The 16843-nt window shown below is 73.4% G+C and carries 16 protein-coding genes; 9 read left to right on the top strand and 7 right to left on the bottom strand.

The features are described 5' to 3' along the window. Window positions 1–29: 29 nt before the first annotated feature. The 5 genes from F7P10_RS23125 to F7P10_RS23145 form a co-directional block, all read right to left on the bottom strand. Window positions 30–1127: an ester cyclase gene (locus F7P10_RS23125; protein WP_218040122.1), complete on the bottom strand. Its 1098-nt coding sequence runs from the start codon at window positions 1125–1127 to the stop codon at window positions 30–32. Further along, on the bottom strand, window positions 1120–2505 hold the full coding sequence (locus tag F7P10_RS23130) for an ABC transporter substrate-binding protein (protein WP_176611624.1): 1386 nt from the start codon (window positions 2503–2505) through the stop codon (window positions 1120–1122). The genes F7P10_RS23125 and F7P10_RS23130 overlap by 8 nt, the downstream gene beginning before the upstream one ends. Beyond that, window positions 2502–3350: a carbohydrate ABC transporter permease gene (locus F7P10_RS23135; RefSeq protein WP_151012153.1), complete on the bottom strand. Its 849-nt coding sequence runs from the start codon at window positions 3348–3350 to the stop codon at window positions 2502–2504. The genes F7P10_RS23130 and F7P10_RS23135 overlap by 4 nt, the downstream gene beginning before the upstream one ends. Next, entirely contained in the window at window positions 3347–4324 is a 978-nt protein-coding gene (locus F7P10_RS23140) for a carbohydrate ABC transporter permease (RefSeq protein ID WP_151012154.1), read from the bottom strand. The genes F7P10_RS23135 and F7P10_RS23140 overlap by 4 nt, the downstream gene beginning before the upstream one ends. A gap of 410 nt (window positions 4325–4734) precedes the next feature. Next, window positions 4735–5736, bottom strand: a complete 1002-nt coding sequence (locus F7P10_RS23145; protein ID WP_151012156.1) for a LacI family DNA-binding transcriptional regulator — start codon at window positions 5734–5736, stop codon at window positions 4735–4737. Window positions 5737–5864: 128 nt separating this feature from the next. Between F7P10_RS23145 and F7P10_RS23150 the strand changes: the two genes are divergently transcribed. Genes F7P10_RS23150 through F7P10_RS23180 form a run of 7 tightly spaced genes read left to right on the top strand, consistent with a single transcriptional unit; the run spans window position 5865 to window position 12038 of the window. Beyond that, window positions 5865–7013, top strand: a complete 1149-nt coding sequence (locus F7P10_RS23150) for a cupin domain-containing protein (protein ID WP_151012158.1) — start codon at window positions 5865–5867, stop codon at window positions 7011–7013. Next, window positions 7010–7717: an alpha/beta fold hydrolase gene (locus F7P10_RS23155; protein WP_151012160.1), complete on the top strand. Its 708-nt coding sequence runs from the start codon at window positions 7010–7012 to the stop codon at window positions 7715–7717. Before F7P10_RS23150 ends, F7P10_RS23155 begins: the two co-directional genes overlap by 4 nt. Further along, on the top strand, window positions 7702–9024 hold the full coding sequence (gene hisD / locus F7P10_RS23160; protein WP_151012162.1) for a histidinol dehydrogenase: 1323 nt from the start codon (window positions 7702–7704) through the stop codon (window positions 9022–9024). The genes F7P10_RS23155 and hisD overlap by 16 nt, the downstream gene beginning before the upstream one ends. Continuing rightward, window positions 9021–9779, top strand: coding sequence for an SDR family NAD(P)-dependent oxidoreductase (locus F7P10_RS23165; RefSeq protein WP_151012164.1), 759 nt, complete (start codon window positions 9021–9023; stop codon window positions 9777–9779). Before hisD ends, F7P10_RS23165 begins: the two co-directional genes overlap by 4 nt. Beyond that, on the top strand, window positions 9776–10513 hold the full coding sequence (locus F7P10_RS23170; protein WP_151012166.1) for an HpcH/HpaI aldolase/citrate lyase family protein: 738 nt from the start codon (window positions 9776–9778) through the stop codon (window positions 10511–10513). The genes F7P10_RS23165 and F7P10_RS23170 overlap by 4 nt, the downstream gene beginning before the upstream one ends. 26 nt (window positions 10514–10539) lie before the next feature. Next, window positions 10540–11103 carry a helix-turn-helix transcriptional regulator gene (locus F7P10_RS23175; RefSeq protein ID WP_151012168.1) on the top strand — a complete coding sequence of 188 codons (564 nt, stop codon included), beginning with the start codon at window positions 10540–10542 and terminating at the stop codon, window positions 11101–11103. Continuing rightward, the gene (locus F7P10_RS23180) at window positions 11103–12038 is read left to right on the top strand and encodes a hypothetical protein (RefSeq protein WP_151012170.1); all 936 of its coding nucleotides are present in this window, start codon (window positions 11103–11105) and stop codon (window positions 12036–12038) included. Before F7P10_RS23175 ends, F7P10_RS23180 begins: the two co-directional genes overlap by 1 nt. Here the strand turns inward: F7P10_RS23180 and F7P10_RS23185 are convergent. Together F7P10_RS23185 and F7P10_RS23190 are read right to left on the bottom strand one after the other, a co-directional pair. Beyond that, on the bottom strand, window positions 12011–12895 hold the full coding sequence (locus tag F7P10_RS23185; protein WP_151012172.1) for a phosphatidylinositol-specific phospholipase C/glycerophosphodiester phosphodiesterase family protein: 885 nt from the start codon (window positions 12893–12895) through the stop codon (window positions 12011–12013). The genes F7P10_RS23180 and F7P10_RS23185 overlap by 28 nt on opposite strands. A 272-nt stretch (window positions 12896–13167) precedes the next feature. Next, the gene (locus F7P10_RS23190; protein ID WP_176611625.1) at window positions 13168–13941 is read right to left on the bottom strand and encodes a DUF4097 family beta strand repeat-containing protein; all 774 of its coding nucleotides are present in this window, start codon (window positions 13939–13941) and stop codon (window positions 13168–13170) included. A 58-nt stretch (window positions 13942–13999) separates the two neighbouring features. On the opposite strand from F7P10_RS23190, the gene F7P10_RS23195 reads away from it, so the two are divergent. Together F7P10_RS23195 and F7P10_RS23200 are read left to right on the top strand one after the other, a co-directional pair. After that, on the top strand, window positions 14000–14623 hold the full coding sequence (locus F7P10_RS23195; protein ID WP_151012176.1) for a TetR/AcrR family transcriptional regulator: 624 nt from the start codon (window positions 14000–14002) through the stop codon (window positions 14621–14623). Between the two features lie 11 nt (window positions 14624–14634). Next, complete coding sequence (locus F7P10_RS23200; protein WP_151012178.1) at window positions 14635–16821, top strand: MMPL family transporter; 2187 nt, start codon at window positions 14635–14637, stop codon at window positions 16819–16821. Window positions 16822–16843: the final 22 nt, after the last annotated feature.

The following is a 16843-nucleotide window of genomic DNA, read 5'->3' on the forward strand; positions in this document are numbered from 1 at the left end:
TTCGAAACGCGAAGTACGGGAAGGGGCGGTCAGGCCGGGTCGGACGGTTCGGACGGTTCGTCGCCGCGGGCGTGCGCGATCTGCGCGAGCACGGAGATCTCGTCGTAGATCCGCCACTCCCGGACGATGCGCCCGTCGCGGAACAGGAACTGCGACGCGCCGAGCACCTCGACCGGCGAGCCGGTGGGCGCCCCGTACCGGGGCGTCCCGCCGTAGGTCCCGCGCAGGAACCACACGACGCCGACCCGCACGCCGCCGTGCGGCGCCGACTCGTGCGCGGCGACGTCCCGGATCTCGATCCGCCCGTCCGGGAAGGGGGCCAGCAGGTCGAGCAGGGCGCGCTGGTAGCCGTCCGGGCGGATCACGTCGCGGTGCCCGGTGGTGTGGCAGGTGACGTCGCGGGCGACGAAGCCGGTGACCCGGTCGAGCCGCCGCCCGTTCCACACCTCCTCGATCAGCTCGAGGGCGTGCTCGCACTCGCCGCGCCGCGCCCCGCCCGCCGGGCGGGCCCCGGAGTCGCCGGCGGTCAGCGGGGCGGCGGGCGGGTCGCCGAGGATGCGGCCGCCGCCGGCGGGGAACGCGAGGCGGCGCGCGACGGCGTCGGGGTCCAGGCCGAGCTGCCGGACGACCGCCAGCTCGTCCCGCACGACCCACTCCTCCTCCATCACGCCGCGCCGGTACAGGCAGGTGGCGATGGTGCGGGAGACGAACGGGCGGTGCGTCGGCGGGCCGTAGCCGGACACGCCCGTGTGGGTGCCCGCGCTGAACACGCGGTGGGAGCTGACGAACGCGTCGTCGCCCCGCGCCTCCCACACGACGTCGTCGGCCTGCCCGACCCGGTCCGGGAACGCGCTGATCTTCTGCAGGGTGGACGACACGACGGGTTCGACGCCGCGCACGGTCCCGTAGGCGCCGTGGACGATCGAGTCCGCCGCGTAGTTCTCGCGGATCAGCCCGACGCCGCGCCGCACCCAGATGCGGTCGGTCCACTCGGTGATGAACTCCTCGGGGTCGCGGTACGGCGCGTACGCGATCTCCCGCAGGCCGCTCACGTCCTGGACGGTCTTGTGCGGGACGGTCTCGTCCGGGCCGGTCTCGTGCGGGTTCGATTTCGGTGCGTCAGCCACCGGTCTCCTCGATCTTCTTGATGCGGGCGGCGGCCGCGTCCAGCTCGGACCGGACGTCCCCGCCGTGCGCCATCCGGTTGATCGCGACCTCGAGGGTGTCCTGGAACTGCGGCCAGTTGATGGAGGTCGGGATGACGCGGCCGTTGCGCAGCGCCTCGTACTGCAGCTTCGGGATGCCGCCGTTCGCCGCGTTGACCTCCGGGTCGAGCATGTTCGAGGTGTGCACGGAGATGCTCGTGGCCTGGTCGGGCTTCGACTTGTCCAGCGCGACGGCGCGCTCGGTCTTCGCGTTGGACACCCACTTGAGGTACTCCCAGGCCGCGCCCTGCTTCTCCGAGCTGCGCAGCACGCCCATCAGCCACGTCATGCCGTACGGGACGCGCTCCTTGCCCTCCCAGCCGGGGATCTGCGCGGCCCGGACGTTCTCCGCCACCTCCGGCGCGACCTTGTTCGGGTTGGTGAAGTCGTCGTACTGCCAGGTCCAGGTCAGGACGGTGTCCGCGCGGCCCTGCTCCAGCGACTGGGTGGCGTCGGTCTCGTTCCAGTTCGCCGAGGCGCGCGGGCTGTAGCCCTTCCGGATCATCTCGATGTACTTCTCGGTGGCCTGGACGCCCTGCGGGCTCGTGAACGCCACGTTCCCGTCCGCGTCGAACAGCTCGCCGCCGTTGCTCCACAGCATCGACAGCCAGGTGAACAGGTTCTGCCCGCTGCCGCGCCCGTACTGCCCGGCGATCGGGTGCCGCGGGCTCGACTCCTTCAGCTCCGCGAGCTGGCCGAAGTACTCGTCCCACGTCTCCGGCGGCTCGAACCCGAACTTCTCGTAGACGTCCTGCCGGTAGTACATCGAGTACGCGTACCCCCGGAACGGCAGCCCGTACGTCGTGCCCGGGTCCCCGGCGGTCGCGGCCTCGCGGAACGGCGGCGGGTAGTCCTCGAGCGTCATCCCGGCCCGCTCCATCACCCCGTCGAGCGGCTGCACGCCGAGCCGGACGGACGCGCCGAACGCGTCCGTCCAGGCGACCAGGTCGTAGGTGCCGGTGCCGAGCGCGCTCTCCGCGACGATCTTCTGCAGGAACGACTCGTACGGGATGTTGGCCCACTCGACCTCGATCCCGGTCCGCTTCGTGAACTCCGCGCTCGTCCGGTCCTGGATGCCGAGGAACTGCGCGGTGGTGTTGCAGCAGATCAGCAGCCGGATCTTCGTCCCGTCGTAGGGCTTGCCGGTGCGCAGCCCGAGGTCGTCGACGGGCCCGGCGCGCACGACGTCGGCCAGCTCGTGGTCCTCGGCGGCGTTCCCGCACCCGGCGGCGAGCAGGACGACCGCGAGCGCGGCGGCGGCGCGGCGGGGCGCGCGGCGGCGCAGGAACCCTCGCTTCACTTGATCGCTCCCATCGTCATGCCCTGCGCGAAGTGCTTGCGGACGAACATCGACATCACCAGCATCGGCACCATCACCAGCAGCCCGGCGGCGGCCATCTGCCCCCACGCGACGCCCTCCGGGCGGACGAGCGTCATCAGCCCGACCGGCAGCGTCGTCGCCTCCTCCTTGGCGAGGAAAGTCGGGAACAGGAACTCGTTCCACGACAGCAGGAACGAGAACACCGCGCAGACGAACAGGCCCGGCGCGGCCAGCGGGGTCACGACCCGCCACAGCAGCGTGATCTGGCCGCAGCCGTCCAGCCGCGCCGCCTCCTCGATCTCGATCGGCAGCCCGTCCACGAACCCCTTCAGCAGCCAGGTGATGTAGGGGACGACGAGCGACAGGTTCACGATCACCAGGGACGCGCGGGTGTCGAGCAGGCCGAGGTCGTGGAACAGCGTCAGGAACGGCAGCGCGATCGCCACGCCCGGGATGAACTGGGTCGCGACCATCGCGAGCAGCATCGACTTGTGGCCGGGGAACCGGTGCCGGGAGAACGCGTACGCGGCGAGCAGCGCCATCGGCAGCGAGATCAGCGTGGTCGCGGTGCCGACCACGACGCTGTTCACGGCCGCGGCGGTGAGGTCGTTCTGCCCGCCGATGATCGCGCGGAAGTTCTCCAGCGTGGGCGCGAAGACCGGGGAGGTCGAGAACGCCTCCGCCGCCGGGCGGAACGCGGTGATCGCGAGCCACGCGATCGGGAACAGCACGAAGAACAGGATCGCCAGGACGGCGACCAGGTGCAGGCCGCTCCCGAGGGCCCTGCGGGCGGTCATCGCACCGCCCGTCGCACGGGTGGTCATTTCGCCTCCTGCCGGTTCATGGCGACCAGGTAGCCCGCCGCGATCACGCCGAGGACGACGACGAGGATCCACGAGACGGCCGAGGCGTAGCCGATGTCGAGGAACGTGAAGCCCTGCGTGTAGGCGTAGAAGTTGAGGGTCTCGGTGGCGCGCCCCGGCCCGCCGCCGGTGATCGTGACCACCTGGTCGAACAGCTTCAGCGAGAAGACCGCCTTGAGGAAGATCACGATCAGCAGCAGCGGCCGCAGCAGCGGGAAGGTCACGTGCCGGAACCGCTGCCAGGCCGTGGCGCCGTCCACCCGGGCCGCCTCGTTCACCTCGGGCGGGACGGACGCGAGCCCGCCGAGCAGCATCAGCGCGATCAGCGGCGCCCAGCCCCACACCTCGGTCAGGACGAGCACCATCTGCGCCCAGAACGGCTCCCCGAGCCAGTTCACGTCGGCGGCGAAGGGCAGCACGGAGTCGATCATCTTGTCGTAGACGCCGTGGTCGGGGTTCATCATGAACCGCCACGAGAAGCCCTTGAGCGCGGGCGCCACCGCGAACGGCAGGATGAGCAGCGCCTTGGTCAGCCCGTTCAGCGGGCCGCGCCGGTTGAGGATCAGCGCGATCGCGAGCCCGATCCCGACCGACAGCACCACCGACACGAACGTGAACCACAGCGTGACCATGACGCTGTTGAAGAACGTGTCGTCCTGGAACGCCCGCTGGTACTGCTCGAAGCCGACGAAGCCGCCGGGCGCCGTCGACTCGTTCAGCCGCCAGTGCCGGAAGCTCGTGACGAGCGCGGACACCAGCGGGTAGACGGTGGTGAGCAGGACCGCGGCGAGCGCGGGGGCGAGGTGCAGGTAGGGCTGCGCGGCCCGGCGCATCCGCCGCCCGCGGCCCGCGCCCGGCCCGGACGGACGTCCGGCGGGGGCGGCCCCGGACGCGGCGGAGCGCTCGGCCGTCGCCGTCACCACAGCACGTTCCATGCGGGGGCTGGGGACCTCGAATCCACTGCGGGCTCCTTCGCCATGAGGTGACGGGGGTCTCAGGTCCGGGCAGTGTATGCGTATTCACAGCGCCGGTTCAACACCTGTCCGCCCACTTTTAACCCGGCGGGACGGGCGCCATGTCCGCAGTATTAGTGCAGCTCAACATCATGGAAAGCGCTCGCATGTCCGGCGCGGCCGGAGAATCTGACGTTATGCATATCCGTATGCACGGCCGGAACGGGGTCCGGTGCGCGGGCGCCGCGGAGAGTGCGGCTCCCCGCCGAGGGTAAGCGAAATCGGATGAAACCCGACAAAAGGTAAATCAGAGGGTCGGGCGGGCGAGATCGCGGCGACGGGCGGGGCCCGCGAGGTCAGGCGGCGGGTCAGGCGGCAGGTCAGGTGGCAGGTCAGGCGGCGGGCGGGGCGGCGTGGGTGTGGCGCGGGACGAACTCGGATTCGAGCACGACCCGCGCGGGCTCGTCCCCGGCCTTGCCGCTGATCCGGTCGACCAGCAGCCGGACGGCCGTGGCGGCCATCTCCCCGAGGTCGTACCGGACGGTCGTCAGCTCGAACGACGCCCACGACGCCATCGGGATGTCGTCGAAGCCGATGACGGTGAGGTCGTCCGGCACCCGCACGCCGAACCGGCGCGCGGCGTCCAGGGCGCCGATCGCGATGACGTCGTTGCCGCAGAACACGGCGGTCGGGGGCTCCTCGGCGGCCAGCAGCCCGGTGAGCCCGGCGTAGCCGGTGTCGAACTCGAACGGCCCGCGCCGCACGCGCGACTCCGGCAGCCCGATGCCGGCCTCGGCGAGCGCGAGGCGCAGGCCGTACTCGCGGTCGCGGCCGGTGCTGGTGTCCTCGGGGCCGAAGATCCCGGCGATCCGCTCGTGCCCCAGCCCGACCAGCTCGCGCGCCGCGTACCCGGCGCCGCGCCGGTTGTCGACGACGACCGCGTCGCCGGGGGTGCCGCCCTCCCGGTTGAGGTAGACGAACGGCAGGTCGCGGCGGCGCAGCTCGGCGGGCAGGTCGGAGCCGAGCGTGGTGGTGGCGAGGACGACCCCGTCGATCGAGCGGTCGAGCAGCCGCTCGTAGGCGAGGGCCTCGTCGCTGCGCTCGGTGAACAGCATCATGCGGTAGTCGAGCCGGCCCAGCTCGTCGTGGAGCGGGCCGACGAGGTGCGGGTAGAACGGGTTGGTCAGGTCGGTGACCAGCACCCCGATGCGCCGGGACGTGCGGGTGGACAGGCTGCGGCCCGCCTCGCTCGGCACGTACCCGAGGGCCCGCGCGGCCTCGCGCACCTTCTCCCGCGTCGCGGCGGACACCCGCACGTCGCCGCGCAGCGCCCGCGACACGGTGGGCTGGGAGACGCCGGCCAGCCGGGCCACGTCGCGGCTCGTGATCCCCACCTGCTGCCTCCACGCCTGCGCACCTCGAACGACCCTGGCAAGCATACGTCTATGCAGCCGCGCGAGGGGGCCGATCACCGCCGGAACGATTGACAACACCGCACCCGGCCCGCGTAATGTGCATACGTATGAACACTCAGGACACCGACCCGCCCCCGGTCGTGGTGGACGCCGATGAGCTGGCCCGGCGGACGATCCGGCGGGACGACTTCGTCTCCTGCGACCAGGCGTTCATCGACTGCCGGACGCCCGGATCGGACCGCAAGGAGAACTACGCGATGATCGGCCCCGGGGTGAGCCAGAGCCCCGGCCAGGTGATCAACCTGCGCGAGCCGCACGGCTACAACATCGGCGCGGCGGCGATGCCGAACGGCGTGACCAACAGCCTGCACCTGCATTTCACCGCCGAGGTGTTCCTGTGCTTCCGCGGGGAGTTCCTGCTCCGCTGGGGCGCGGACGGCACGGACGGCGAGCTGCTGCTCCGGGAGGGCGACATCGCGTCCATCCCGACGTGGATCTTCCGCGGTTTCACCAACGTCGGGCCCGACGACGGCTGGCTCTTCACGACCCTCGGCGAGGACGACACCGGCGGGATCATCTGGGGCCCGTCGGTGCTCCGCGAGGCCGCCGACCACGGGCTGTTCCTCACCGAGTCGGGCGAGCTGATCGACACGGTCGCGGGCGAGGCGGTCCCCGAGGGCACGCGCACCGTCCGTCCGGTCTCGGCCGAGCAGATCGCCGGGCTGCGCTCCTATACCGCCGATGAGCTGCGCCGCCGCGTCGCCACCCCGGACGACCTGAGCTGGAGCGACGCGCCCTTCCTCGACTCCGGGCTGCCCGGCGGCGGCGCGCGGCTCGCGTCCGTGATCGGCCACGGCATGACCGAGGACCGTTTCCAGGAGCCGATCGTCCACAACCCGCACGGGCACAGCGTCGCCTGGCTGCGCGCCCGTCCCGGCGAGGGCGTGAGCCGGCACCGGCACGGCGAGTCGCAGGTCCTGATGGTCAAGGACGGCGAGTGGGAGGTCACGCTCAACGGGCCGGGCGAGGAACGGACCGTCCGGCTCGGGCCGTGGGACATGCTGTCCGTCCCGGCGTGGGCGTGGCGGACGATCCGGGGCGCCGGGGACGGCGAGGCGTCGATGGTCGTGGTGAACGGCGGCGACGCGCGCGTCCGGCTGGAGTGGGACGACGACGTCGTCAAGCGCGCCGCCGACGCCGGCGTCGCCCTCGACCCCGGCGGCTACCGCGCGCCGGCCGCCCTGCTCCCGCGATGACGCCGACACCGCCGCCGACGCTGCTCGTCCCCGGGATGCTCTGCGACGCCGACCTGTGGGCGGACGCGGACGTCCCCGGAACGCCCGTCGCGATCACCGAGCCGACGATCACCGGGATGGCGCGGGAGGTGCTCGCCGCCGCCGACGGCCCGTTCCGGCTCGTCGGGCTGAGCCTCGGCGCGATCGTCGGGTTCGAGGTGCTGCGCCTCGCGCCCGAGCGGGTCACCGCGTTCTGCGCGATCTCCACCAACGCGGGCGCCCCGACGCCCGTCCAGCTCGACGGCTGGCGCGCGATGTCCGCCCGGACGGAGCGCGGCGCGTTCGGCGACGTCGTCCGCGAGATCCTCCCGGCGATGTTCGCCGAGCCCGGCCACGACGACCGGTTCCTCGGCATGGCGCACCGGACCGGCCCCGAGACGTTCCGGGCGCAGCTCGCCGCGCAGGCGACCCGCCGCGACGCGTCCGCGCCGCTGGCCGCCGCGACGTGCCCGGTCCTCGCCGTCTGCGGCGGCGCGGACGCGCTGTGCCCGGTCGGGTTCCACCGGCACATCGCCGAGACCGCGCCGGCCGGGCGGCTGCGGGTGCTGCCCGGCGCGGGCCACCTGCTGCCGATCGAACGTCCCCGCGTCCTGGCGGGGGTCCTCCGCGAATGGCTCGACGAACAACCGACAACGAAGAGGAGGGCGTCGTGCCCCACGTCCTGAAGAAGCCGGTGCCGAAGGACCGCGTCGCGCGGGACCTCGGCGAGGTCCGCACCCGCGTCGAGGAGATCATCGCGGACGTCCGGGAGCGCGGTGACGCCGCCGTCCGGGCGTACTCGGAGAAGTTCGACGCCTGGACGCCGCCGTCGTTCCGGCTGTCGGACGCCGACGTCGAGCGGATCGTCGCGGGCGTCCCCCGGCAGGTCATCGAGGACATCGAGTTCGTGCAGGAGCAGGTCCGCGGGTTCGCGAAGCTGCAGCGCGACTCGATGACCGACTTCGAGGCCGAGACGCTGCCGGGCGTCCGGCTCGGGCAGCGGCACGTGCCCGTCGCGGCGGCGGGCGCGTACGTCCCGGGCGGCCGGTACCCGCTGACGGCGTCCGCGCACATGACGATCGTGACGGCGAAGGTCGCCGGGGTGCCGCGCGTCGTCGCGTGCACGCCGCCGATCCGCGGCGAGATCCCGGCGGCGACGGTCGCGGCGATGCACCTGGCGGGCGCCGACGAGATCCACCTGCTCGGCGGCGTCCAGGCGGTCGCGGCGATGGCCGTGGGCACCGAGACGATCGGCCGCGTCGACATGCTCGCCGGGCCGGGTAACGCGTACGTCGCCGAGGCCAAGCGGCAGCTGTTCGGCGAGGTCGGCATCGACCTGTTCGCGGGTCCGACCGAGATCCTGGTGATCGCCGACGAGACCGCCGACCCGTTCACCGTCGCGGTCGACCTGCTGTCCCAGGCCGAGCACGGCCCCGACTCCCCGGCCGTCCTGGTCACCACCTCCGCCGATCTCGGCCGGGAGGTGTCCGCGCACGTCGACCGGCTGCTGCCCGGCATGCCGACCCGCGACTTCGCCGGACCGGCCTGGCGCGACCACGGCGAGATCGTCGTCGTCGACTCGGTCGACGAGGCGTTCGAGGTCGCCGACGGGTACGCGTCCGAGCACGTCCAGGTCCTGACCGCCGACCCCCGCCGCGCCCTCGACCGGATGCGGAACTACGGGGCGCTGTTCCTGGGCGAGGGGACGTGCGTGTCGTACGGCGACAAGGTCATCGGCACGAACCACGTCCTGCCCACCCGCGGCGCGGCCCGCTACACCGGCGGCCTGTGGGTCGGGAAGTACCTGAAGACCGTCACGTACCAGGAGGTCACGGACCCGGCCGCGAGCGCCCGCCTCGGCGAGGTGTGCGGGCGGGCGGCGCGCGTCGAGCTGTTCGAGGGCCACGCCCGCTCCGGCGACGTCCGCGCCGCGAGGTTCGGCGACGCGTCCTTCCCGTGGATGGACGACGCTCTCGCCGGGGAGCCGTCGTGACGGTCGCGGGGCGGACGGCGCTCGTCACCGGCGGCGGCAACGGGCTCGGCGCGGCGATGGCGGGCGCCCTCGCCCGCGCCGGCGCCCGCGTGCTCGTCGTCGGCCGCGACCGGGCGAAGCTCGACGCGGTCGCCGCGGAACTGCCCGTCCCCGGACGCGCCGCCGCCTGCGACGTCGCGGACCCGGCGAGCGTCGCGGCGCTGGCGTCCGAGCTCGCGGACGAGGAAGTGTCGATCCTGGTGAACAACGCGGGCGTTCCGGGCCCGGTGAAGCCCCTGGTCGACATCGAACCGGACGAATGGGACGCGGTGTTCGACGTGAACGTGCGCGGCGTCTACCTGATGTGCCGCGCGTTCCTGCCCGCGATGGTCGAGCGCGGGACGGGCGACGTCGTGAACGTCGCGTCCGTCAGCGGCAAGCGCCCCCTCGCGGCCCGCACCCCGTACTGCGCGTCCAAGACGGCGGTGCTGGGGCTGACCACCACGCTCGCCGCCGAGGTCGGGCCGCTCGGCGTCCACGTCAACTCCCTGTCGCCGGGCCCGGTCGCGGGCCCGCGCATGGAGCGCAACTTCCGCCTCGAAGCGGAGCGCACCGGCACCGACGCGGCCGCCGCGGAGCGCGCGTTCGTCTCCCGCGCCGCCCTCGGCCGCATGGTCACCGAGGACGAGGTGGCGACCGCGCTCGTGTCGATGCTGGCGATGCCGGGGCTGTGCGCGGCCGACATCGACCTGTCGGCCGGGATGGTCGCGCGATGACCGGGCTCAAGCAGCGCATCCGGGCCGGGGACAAGACCCTCGGCGGGCTGCTGCGCCTCCCCGGCGAGTTCCTCGTCGAACTCGCCGGGGTCGCCGGCCTCGACCACGTGCTGATCGACCTCGAGCACGGCCCCGCCGACCTCGTCGCGCTCCAGCACCACATCGCGGCCGCCGAGGCCCACGGCCTGGACGTCCTGGTCCGGGTCGGGCCGGGCGACCCCGGGCTGGTCCTGCGGGTGCTCGACCTCGGCGCCACCGGGATCGTCGTCCCGCACGTGGACACCGCCGCCGACGCCCGCGCCGCCGTCGCCGCCGCGCACTACCCGCCGCTCGGCACCCGCGGCTTCGCCACCTACAGCCGCGCGGGCCGGTTCGGCGCGGTATCCGTCCCCGACCACCTGCGGCGATCCGCCGAACGGACGATCGTCGTCGTGATGGCCGAGACCCCCGAGGCCGTCGCGAACGCCCCGGAGATCGCCGCCGTCGAGGGGGTGGACTCGATCATGGTCGGGCCCGCCGACCTCTCGGTGGCGATGGGCCTGACCGGCGGCGCCGCCGAACCGGCCGTCCGCTCCGCCACCGAGGCCGTCCGATCGGCGGCGGCCGCCGCGGGCGTGCCGATGACGACGATCGTCAACGACCCGGCCCAGGCCGCCGCCGCACCACCGGGCCTCGTCGTCTACAACCTCGCGCACGTCCTCCTGCGCACGTTCCGGACCCTGACGGAGGTATAGTCGGTTTCTGATATCAGGGAGCGACTATGGCGCGAAGCGTGGACAACCCGCTGGCCCTCGCGGTTCTGGGCCTGCTGCTGGAACGACCGATGCACCCGTACGAGATGGGGGTGGTGCTCCGCGAGCGCGGGACGAACGTCCGGACGAACCGGGGCTCGCTGTACGACGTCGTCGCGGCGCTCGAACGGCAGGGCTGGGCCCGCGCTCGCGAGACCGTCCGGGACGGGACGCGCCCGGCCCGGACCGTCTACGAGCTGACCCCGGGCGGCCGCACCGCCTTCACCGCCCGGCTCGACGAGCTGATCCGGGTGCCGAGGCAGGAGTACCCGGTCTTCCTCACGGCCGTCGCCTACCTCGGGGCGCTCGGCCCCGAGGGCGCGACCGCCGCGCTGACCGAACGGGCCGGGCGCCTCCGCGACGACCTCGCCCGGCTCGACACCGGACTGGCCGAGGCCGACGTGCCCCGCCTGTACGTCATCGAGGCCGAGTACGCGCGCGCGCTCGTCCAGGCCGAACTGGCGTGGGTCGAGGGAGTCCTCACGGAGATCGCCGACGGAACGCTCACCTGGCCCGGCAGCGAGGAGGACTGATGGAGTTCGGCATCTATCCCGGCGGGATCACCGGCGACGACGAGGGCGGCCTCGCCACCGGCCCCGCCGACGACCCCGCGAAGATCCTCGAGGCCCTGCGGGCGCTGCAGGGCGACGGCCCGTTCCTCGTTCGCGGCTACCGCGGCTTCACCGACCCCGGACGCCCTCGCGTCGAGACGCCGCACGACGTCGAGCGGTACGCGGGGGACGGGCGCCGCCTCGACCTCGTCGTCCAGTACCAGTCGGAGTCCGGCGACGTGCCGGGCTACCTGGAGTTCGTCCGCGACACCGTCCGCCGCCACGGCCCGGCCACCGCGACGCTGCAGATCACCGAGGAGCCCAACGTCGCCGGAATCCCCACACTCGACGGCCACTACCCGGACGTCCGCCGGGCCCTCGTCGAGGGCGTCGCCGCCGCCCGCGCGGAGGCCGACCGCCTCGGCCTGCCCGACCTGCGCGTCGGCTTCAACACCACCCCGCTGTTCGGCCCGGCCGCCGGTTTCCTCGCCGAGCTGACCGACCTCGGCGGTCGCCCCTTCCTCGACGCGCTCGGCTACGTCGGCCTCGACTTCTTCCCCGACGCGTTCATGCCGGCCCCCGATCCGGGCGCCGCCACCGCCGGACTCCTCGAGATGCACCGCGACCTGATGACCTCGGCCGGGATCCCGGCCTCCGTCCCGCTGCACATCACCGAGAACGGCTGGCCGACCGGACCCGGCCGCGCCCCCGAACGCCAGGCCGAGGTCCTCGAAGCCGTCCTGGACGCGGTCGTCCGGACGAGCGGCGCCCTCAACCTCGGCGCGTACCTGCACTTCGCGCTCCGCGACGCCGACTCGTCCCGTGACGGCCTGTTCCACCGGTTCGGGCTGCTCCACGACGACTACACCCCGAAGCCCGCGTTCGACGTCTACCGGCGGTTCACCGCCGCCCCGTAGGCGGGTTGCCGTCCCCCGGTGAGGAACTCCCGCAGGCCGGGCAGGTCGTCGGTGTTGATGTGGTCGACACCGGCGGCCCGCAGCTCGGTCCAGACGGCGTCCCGCGCGGGACCCGGCGCGTCCGGGGTCGCCCAGAACCGGATGCGCTGCCCGGCCCGGTGCGCGGAGTCCACCATCTCGTGCAGCCGGGCGCGCTCGGCGGCGGGCATCGGGCCGACGCCCCGCCAGCCGAACAGGTTGTTCCAGTTGTCGCTGACCAGCGGCATCAGCCGGGCGTCGAGGGGGCCGCCGAGGTCGCCGGAGCGCCCGTCGTAGAACCCGTACCGCCGCTTCGCCGCCCGCATGGTCTCCAGCGGGCGGTTGCCGCTGATGACGGCCTGGACGGGCCCGCGGTGCACCTTCCCGCGCTGGTACCGGGCCAGGATCCGCCGGTGCTCGGCCAGTTCGTCCTCGACGGCGGCGTACGTGGACTCGGCCTCGGTCTTGATGTCCACCAGCAGCTGGAACGTCCCGTCCCAGCGGGGGTACACGCCGCGGCCCTTGCCCTTGACCAGGTTCGTGAGCGGGTCCAGGTACAGGTCCTCGAAGGTGCCCGCCTCGGGCAGCTCCCAGGCGTCGTGCGCCACGAGCAGTTCGCCGTCGACGAGCCAGACGTCGGCCTCGACGCTGGTGAACCCGTGCTCCAGGGCGTCCAGCAGCGGCCGCTCGTGGTGGTAGTCGTTGTGGGCGTGGGCCTGCGGCAGCGGGCGGCCGAGGTCGACGCCCGGCCGCGGCCCGGCCGCGGCGGGCGCCGCGACGGCCAGCGCGAGCACGCCGGCGAGGGCGGCGGCCAGGGGGGCGGAGAAGAGCGAACGCATGCGTCCCTCCTTGATCACGATGGGGGCGTCGTCGACCCCATCGCTCCCGGATGGACGCCGGGCGAACGGCTCGTCAGCGCGGAGCGGCCGCTGCACGAACGCACCGCTCACCGAGCCGCCCCGCACCCCGCTCCCGTCCGTAGGGCCGCCGCCCGCACGTCCCTCCGGTGGCCGCGGCTAGGTCGACGCATGCGTGCAGCCGCTCGGCGGCGGACGCCGGAGCACCCCGCCGCCGCGCGGACGCGCGAGCGTGTGCGGGGGGCGCGACTTTGTCAGCTGCCGTCAGCTGTCCGTCGCGCGGTGCTCAGGGCGATCGGCCCGTTTTCGGTGCGGACGGTGATCGAACGGGAGGCGGAGGGCCGCGTGGGGAGTTCGGTGCGGACGTCCCCGCTGTCGGTGGCGGTCGTGACCTTGTAGGCGGCGGGCGGGACCGTCACCCGCACCTCGCCGTTCTCGGTGGTCACGGCCACCTGTCGCGGCGGGGCGGCGAACGACAGGTCGACCCGGCCGTTCTCGGATGTCGCGGAGACCCGCGGTGACCTGGTCGCGGTGGCGCGCAGTTCGCCGTTCTCGCTGCGCAGGTCGAGCGGGCCCGTGGCGCCGTCGACCGTGATCGCGCCGTTGTCGCTGCGGATGCGCAGCGCGGCGCCGAAGCCGGTGGCCGAGACCGTCCCGTTCTGTCCCTCGATGGCGACCGCCAGGTTCCTCGGTACCAGCACCTCGTAGCGCACCGCGCAGCCGCCGATCAGGGCGCCGCAGTCGGTGGCCAGGGTGAGCCGGTCGCCGGCGAGCTTCCACGTGGCGGTCGGCTCGCCGCCGATCAGCAGCCACCGGTCGAACCAGCGGGTGACCTGCACGTTCTCGACGTCGGCGGGGCGGATGTCCAGGTCGCCCTCGTCCTTGGTGATGGTGAGCCGGGAGCCGGCGGGGAAGTCGCGCCTTTCGGGGGACGCGTCGTCGGCCGAGGCGCCGCAGCCGGTGAGGGACGCCAGGAGGAGCAGTGCCGCGGAGGTGAGGAAGCGCGGGCGGCGGGATGAGGTGGTCAACGGACCTCCAAGTCGATACCTAAAGTACTGAATACTTTGAGTATGCTACGGTCCGGTCATGACCGACAACCCAGGGCCCGCGAGACGGGTCCCACGTGCGGAAGTGCGGCGGCGGCTGCTGGCCGAGGCGGTGCGGGTGTTCACCGAACGCGGCTACGACGACGCCCGGATCGAGGACATCGCCCACGCCGCCGGTTTCACCAAGGGCGCCGTCTACTCCAACTTCGGCGGCAAGCAGGAACTGTTCGGCGCCGTCCTCCGGCAGGGAGCCGAGGACGAACTGGCCACCGTGTCCGCCGAGATCGACGGTGCCGACGCCGCCACGGTGATCGGACGGGTCGCCGAGCTGATCACCGCGCGGATCGTCGGGGACACCGGGCACGGCCAGCTGGGGCTGGAGTTCGCCGCCCGCGCGGCCCGGGACGAGCGGACGCGGGCGGTGCTGGCCCCGATGCGGCGCGCGCAGCGCGACACCGCCGCCCGCTCCGTCACCGAAGTGACCGAACGCACCGGCATCGCTGCGGCGGTTCCGGCGGAGTTGGCCGGGCTGATCCTGCACTGCCTCACGAACGGCCTGGTCAACGAGCACCTCGCCGATCCGGAGGCCGTCACCGCCGACGTCATCGAGCAGGCGTTCAGCGCCGTGCTGACCGCGCTCCTCCCCCCGACCGCGCGCACCTGAGAGGCCCCACGTTGGCGACCCTGCTCTACCGGCTCGGCCGGACCGCTTTCCGCCACCGCCTCCGGTTCCTCGTCGGCTGGCTACTGCTGCTGGCGCTGGCCGCGGGCGGCCTGGCCGCCTTCGGCTCGCATCTGGACAGCGAGGCCACCATCCCCGGCTCTCAGTCCCAGCGGGGCATCGACCTGCTGGAACGGTCCCTGCCCGAGGCGACCGGGGTCACGGCGCAGCTGGTGTTCGCCGCCCCGCCCGGGACGACCGTCGATGATCCGGCCCACCGGGCCCGCATCCAGGACGCGGTACGGGAGGCGGCCGCGGCGCCACAGGTCGCCGAGGCGACCGATCCGTTCGAGACCGGGAGCATCTCCGCCGACCGTCACACCGCGCTGGCCACGGTGCTGTACCCGATCAAGCGGGACGTGCTGGACGACTCCAGCATCGCCGCCCTCGAGGACATCGCCGCCGGGGCGCGCGCGGACGGCATGCGCGCGGAGGTTGGCGGGACGATCTACAGCACCGCCGGCATGCACGCGGGCATCGGCGAGGTGATCGGTGTCGCGGTGGCCGTGATCGTGCTGGTGCTCACCTTCGGTTCGCTGCTGGCCGCCGGGCTGACCCTGGCCACCGCGCTGGCCGGGCTGGCGGTCGGGCTGCTGGGGGTGCTGCTGGCCTCCAACGCCGCCACCGTCTCCGACACCGCTCCCAGCCTGGCGCTGATGGTCGGCCTGGCCGTCGGCATCGACTACGCGCTGTTCATCGGCTTCCGGCACCGCGCCCAGCTCGCGGACGGGATGGACGTCGAGGAATCGGCGGCGCGCGCGGTCGCCACCGCGGGCGGCGCCGTCATCTTCGCCGGCCTGACGGTGATCGTCGCGCTGGCCGGGCTGGCCGTGGTCGGCATCCCGTTCCTGACGGTCATGGGCCTGGCCGCCGCACTGGCCGTGCTGATGGCGATGGCCGTCGCGATCAGCCTGCTGCCCGCCCTGCTCGGCCTCGCCGGTGAGCGGCTGCGGCCCAAGCCGGGCTCGCGCGCGGCCCGTCCCGGACGCGTCGGCGCGGGTGGGCTGCGCTGGGCCCGCCTGGTCACCCGCCGCCCACTGATCACCGTCCCCGCGGTCCTGCTCGCCCTGGGCGCGCTGGCACTCCCGGCGCTACGGCTCGACCTGGCGATGCCCGACAACGGGACGGCCGACCCCGCCTCCACCCAGCGCAAGGCCTACGACATGATCTCCGACGCGTTCGGCCCCGGCCGCAACGGGCGACTGCTGGTACTGGTCCGGACGCGCGACGGCGACCCGGTACGGGCCGCCGCCGAGGTCGGTGCCGGGCTCGACCTGCCCCGCGTGGTGTCGATCAGCGCCCCCGAGCCCGGCACCGATGGACGGACCGCCGTTCTCCAGATCGTCCCCGAGCAGGGGCCGCGCAGCGCCGTGACCCGGCGGCTCGTCCGCGACATCCGGTCCCGCACTCCCGGCCTCGGCGCGGCCGCGGGCGCCGAGGTGCTGGTCACCGGCTCCACTCCGGCCGCGATCGACGTCTCCGACCGGCTCCGCGACTCGCTGCCGCCTTTCACCGCCGTCGTGGTCGGGCTCTCACTGCTGCTGTTGCTGCTGGTCTTCCGCTCGATCGTCGTCCCGCTGAAGGCCGCGGCCGGGTTCCTGCTGTCGGCGGGCGCCGCGTTCGGCGCGGTCGTCGCCGTGTTCCAGTGGGGGTGGCTCGCAGGCCTGTTCGGCGTCGCCACCACCGGACCGGTCTTCAGCTTCATGCCGATCGTCGTGATCGCCGTGCTGTTCGGTCTGGCGATGGACTACCAGGTCTTCCTGGTCTCGCGGATGCGCGAGGAGTACGTCGGCACCGGACGGCCGCGCGAGGCCGTTCTGGCTGGATCGCGACATGTCGCCCGGGTCGTCACCGCCGCCGCGCTCATCATGTTCGCCGTCTTCGCCGGCTTCGTCACGACCGACGACCTCACCCTCAAGCCCATCGCCCTCGGTCTGGCCGCCGGCATCCTGGCCGACGCCTTCCTGGTCCGGATGACGCTCGTCCCGGCCGTCCTCGCGCTGACCGGCGAGGGCGCCTGGTGGCTGCCCCGATGGCTGGACCGCCTCCTTCCCGACCTCGACATCGAGGGCGCCGCGCTGGAACACCCTCGCGCCTCGCACGCCGAGCATGCCGCGGAGCCGGTAACGCCCTCCCGATGAGCGCCGCCCGTCCCGGTCGGGT

The organism is Actinomadura sp. WMMB 499 (assembly GCF_008824145.1).
GTDB lineage: Bacteria > Actinomycetota > Actinomycetes > Streptosporangiales > Streptosporangiaceae > Spirillospora.

Coding starts and splice junctions, on each gene's coding strand:
- F7P10_RS23195 (WP_151012176.1), top strand. CDS start 14,000: ATGACCGACAACCCAGGGCCCGCGAGACGGGTCCCACGTGCGGAAGTG.
- F7P10_RS23185 (WP_151012172.1), bottom strand. CDS start 12,895: ATGCGTTCGCTCTTCTCCGCCCCCCTGGCCGCCGCCCTCGCCGGCGTG.
- F7P10_RS23175 (WP_151012168.1), top strand. CDS start 10,540: ATGGCGCGAAGCGTGGACAACCCGCTGGCCCTCGCGGTTCTGGGCCTG.
- F7P10_RS23170 (WP_151012166.1), top strand. CDS start 9,776: ATGACCGGGCTCAAGCAGCGCATCCGGGCCGGGGACAAGACCCTCGGC.
- F7P10_RS23140 (WP_151012154.1), bottom strand. CDS start 4,324: ATGGAACGTGCTGTGGTGACGGCGACGGCCGAGCGCTCCGCCGCGTCC.
- F7P10_RS23180 (WP_151012170.1), top strand. CDS start 11,103: ATGGAGTTCGGCATCTATCCCGGCGGGATCACCGGCGACGACGAGGGC.
- F7P10_RS23135 (WP_151012153.1), bottom strand. CDS start 3,350: ATGACCACCCGTGCGACGGGCGGTGCGATGACCGCCCGCAGGGCCCTC.
- F7P10_RS23150 (WP_151012158.1), top strand. CDS start 5,865: ATGAACACTCAGGACACCGACCCGCCCCCGGTCGTGGTGGACGCCGAT.
- F7P10_RS23155 (WP_151012160.1), top strand. CDS start 7,010: ATGACGCCGACACCGCCGCCGACGCTGCTCGTCCCCGGGATGCTCTGC.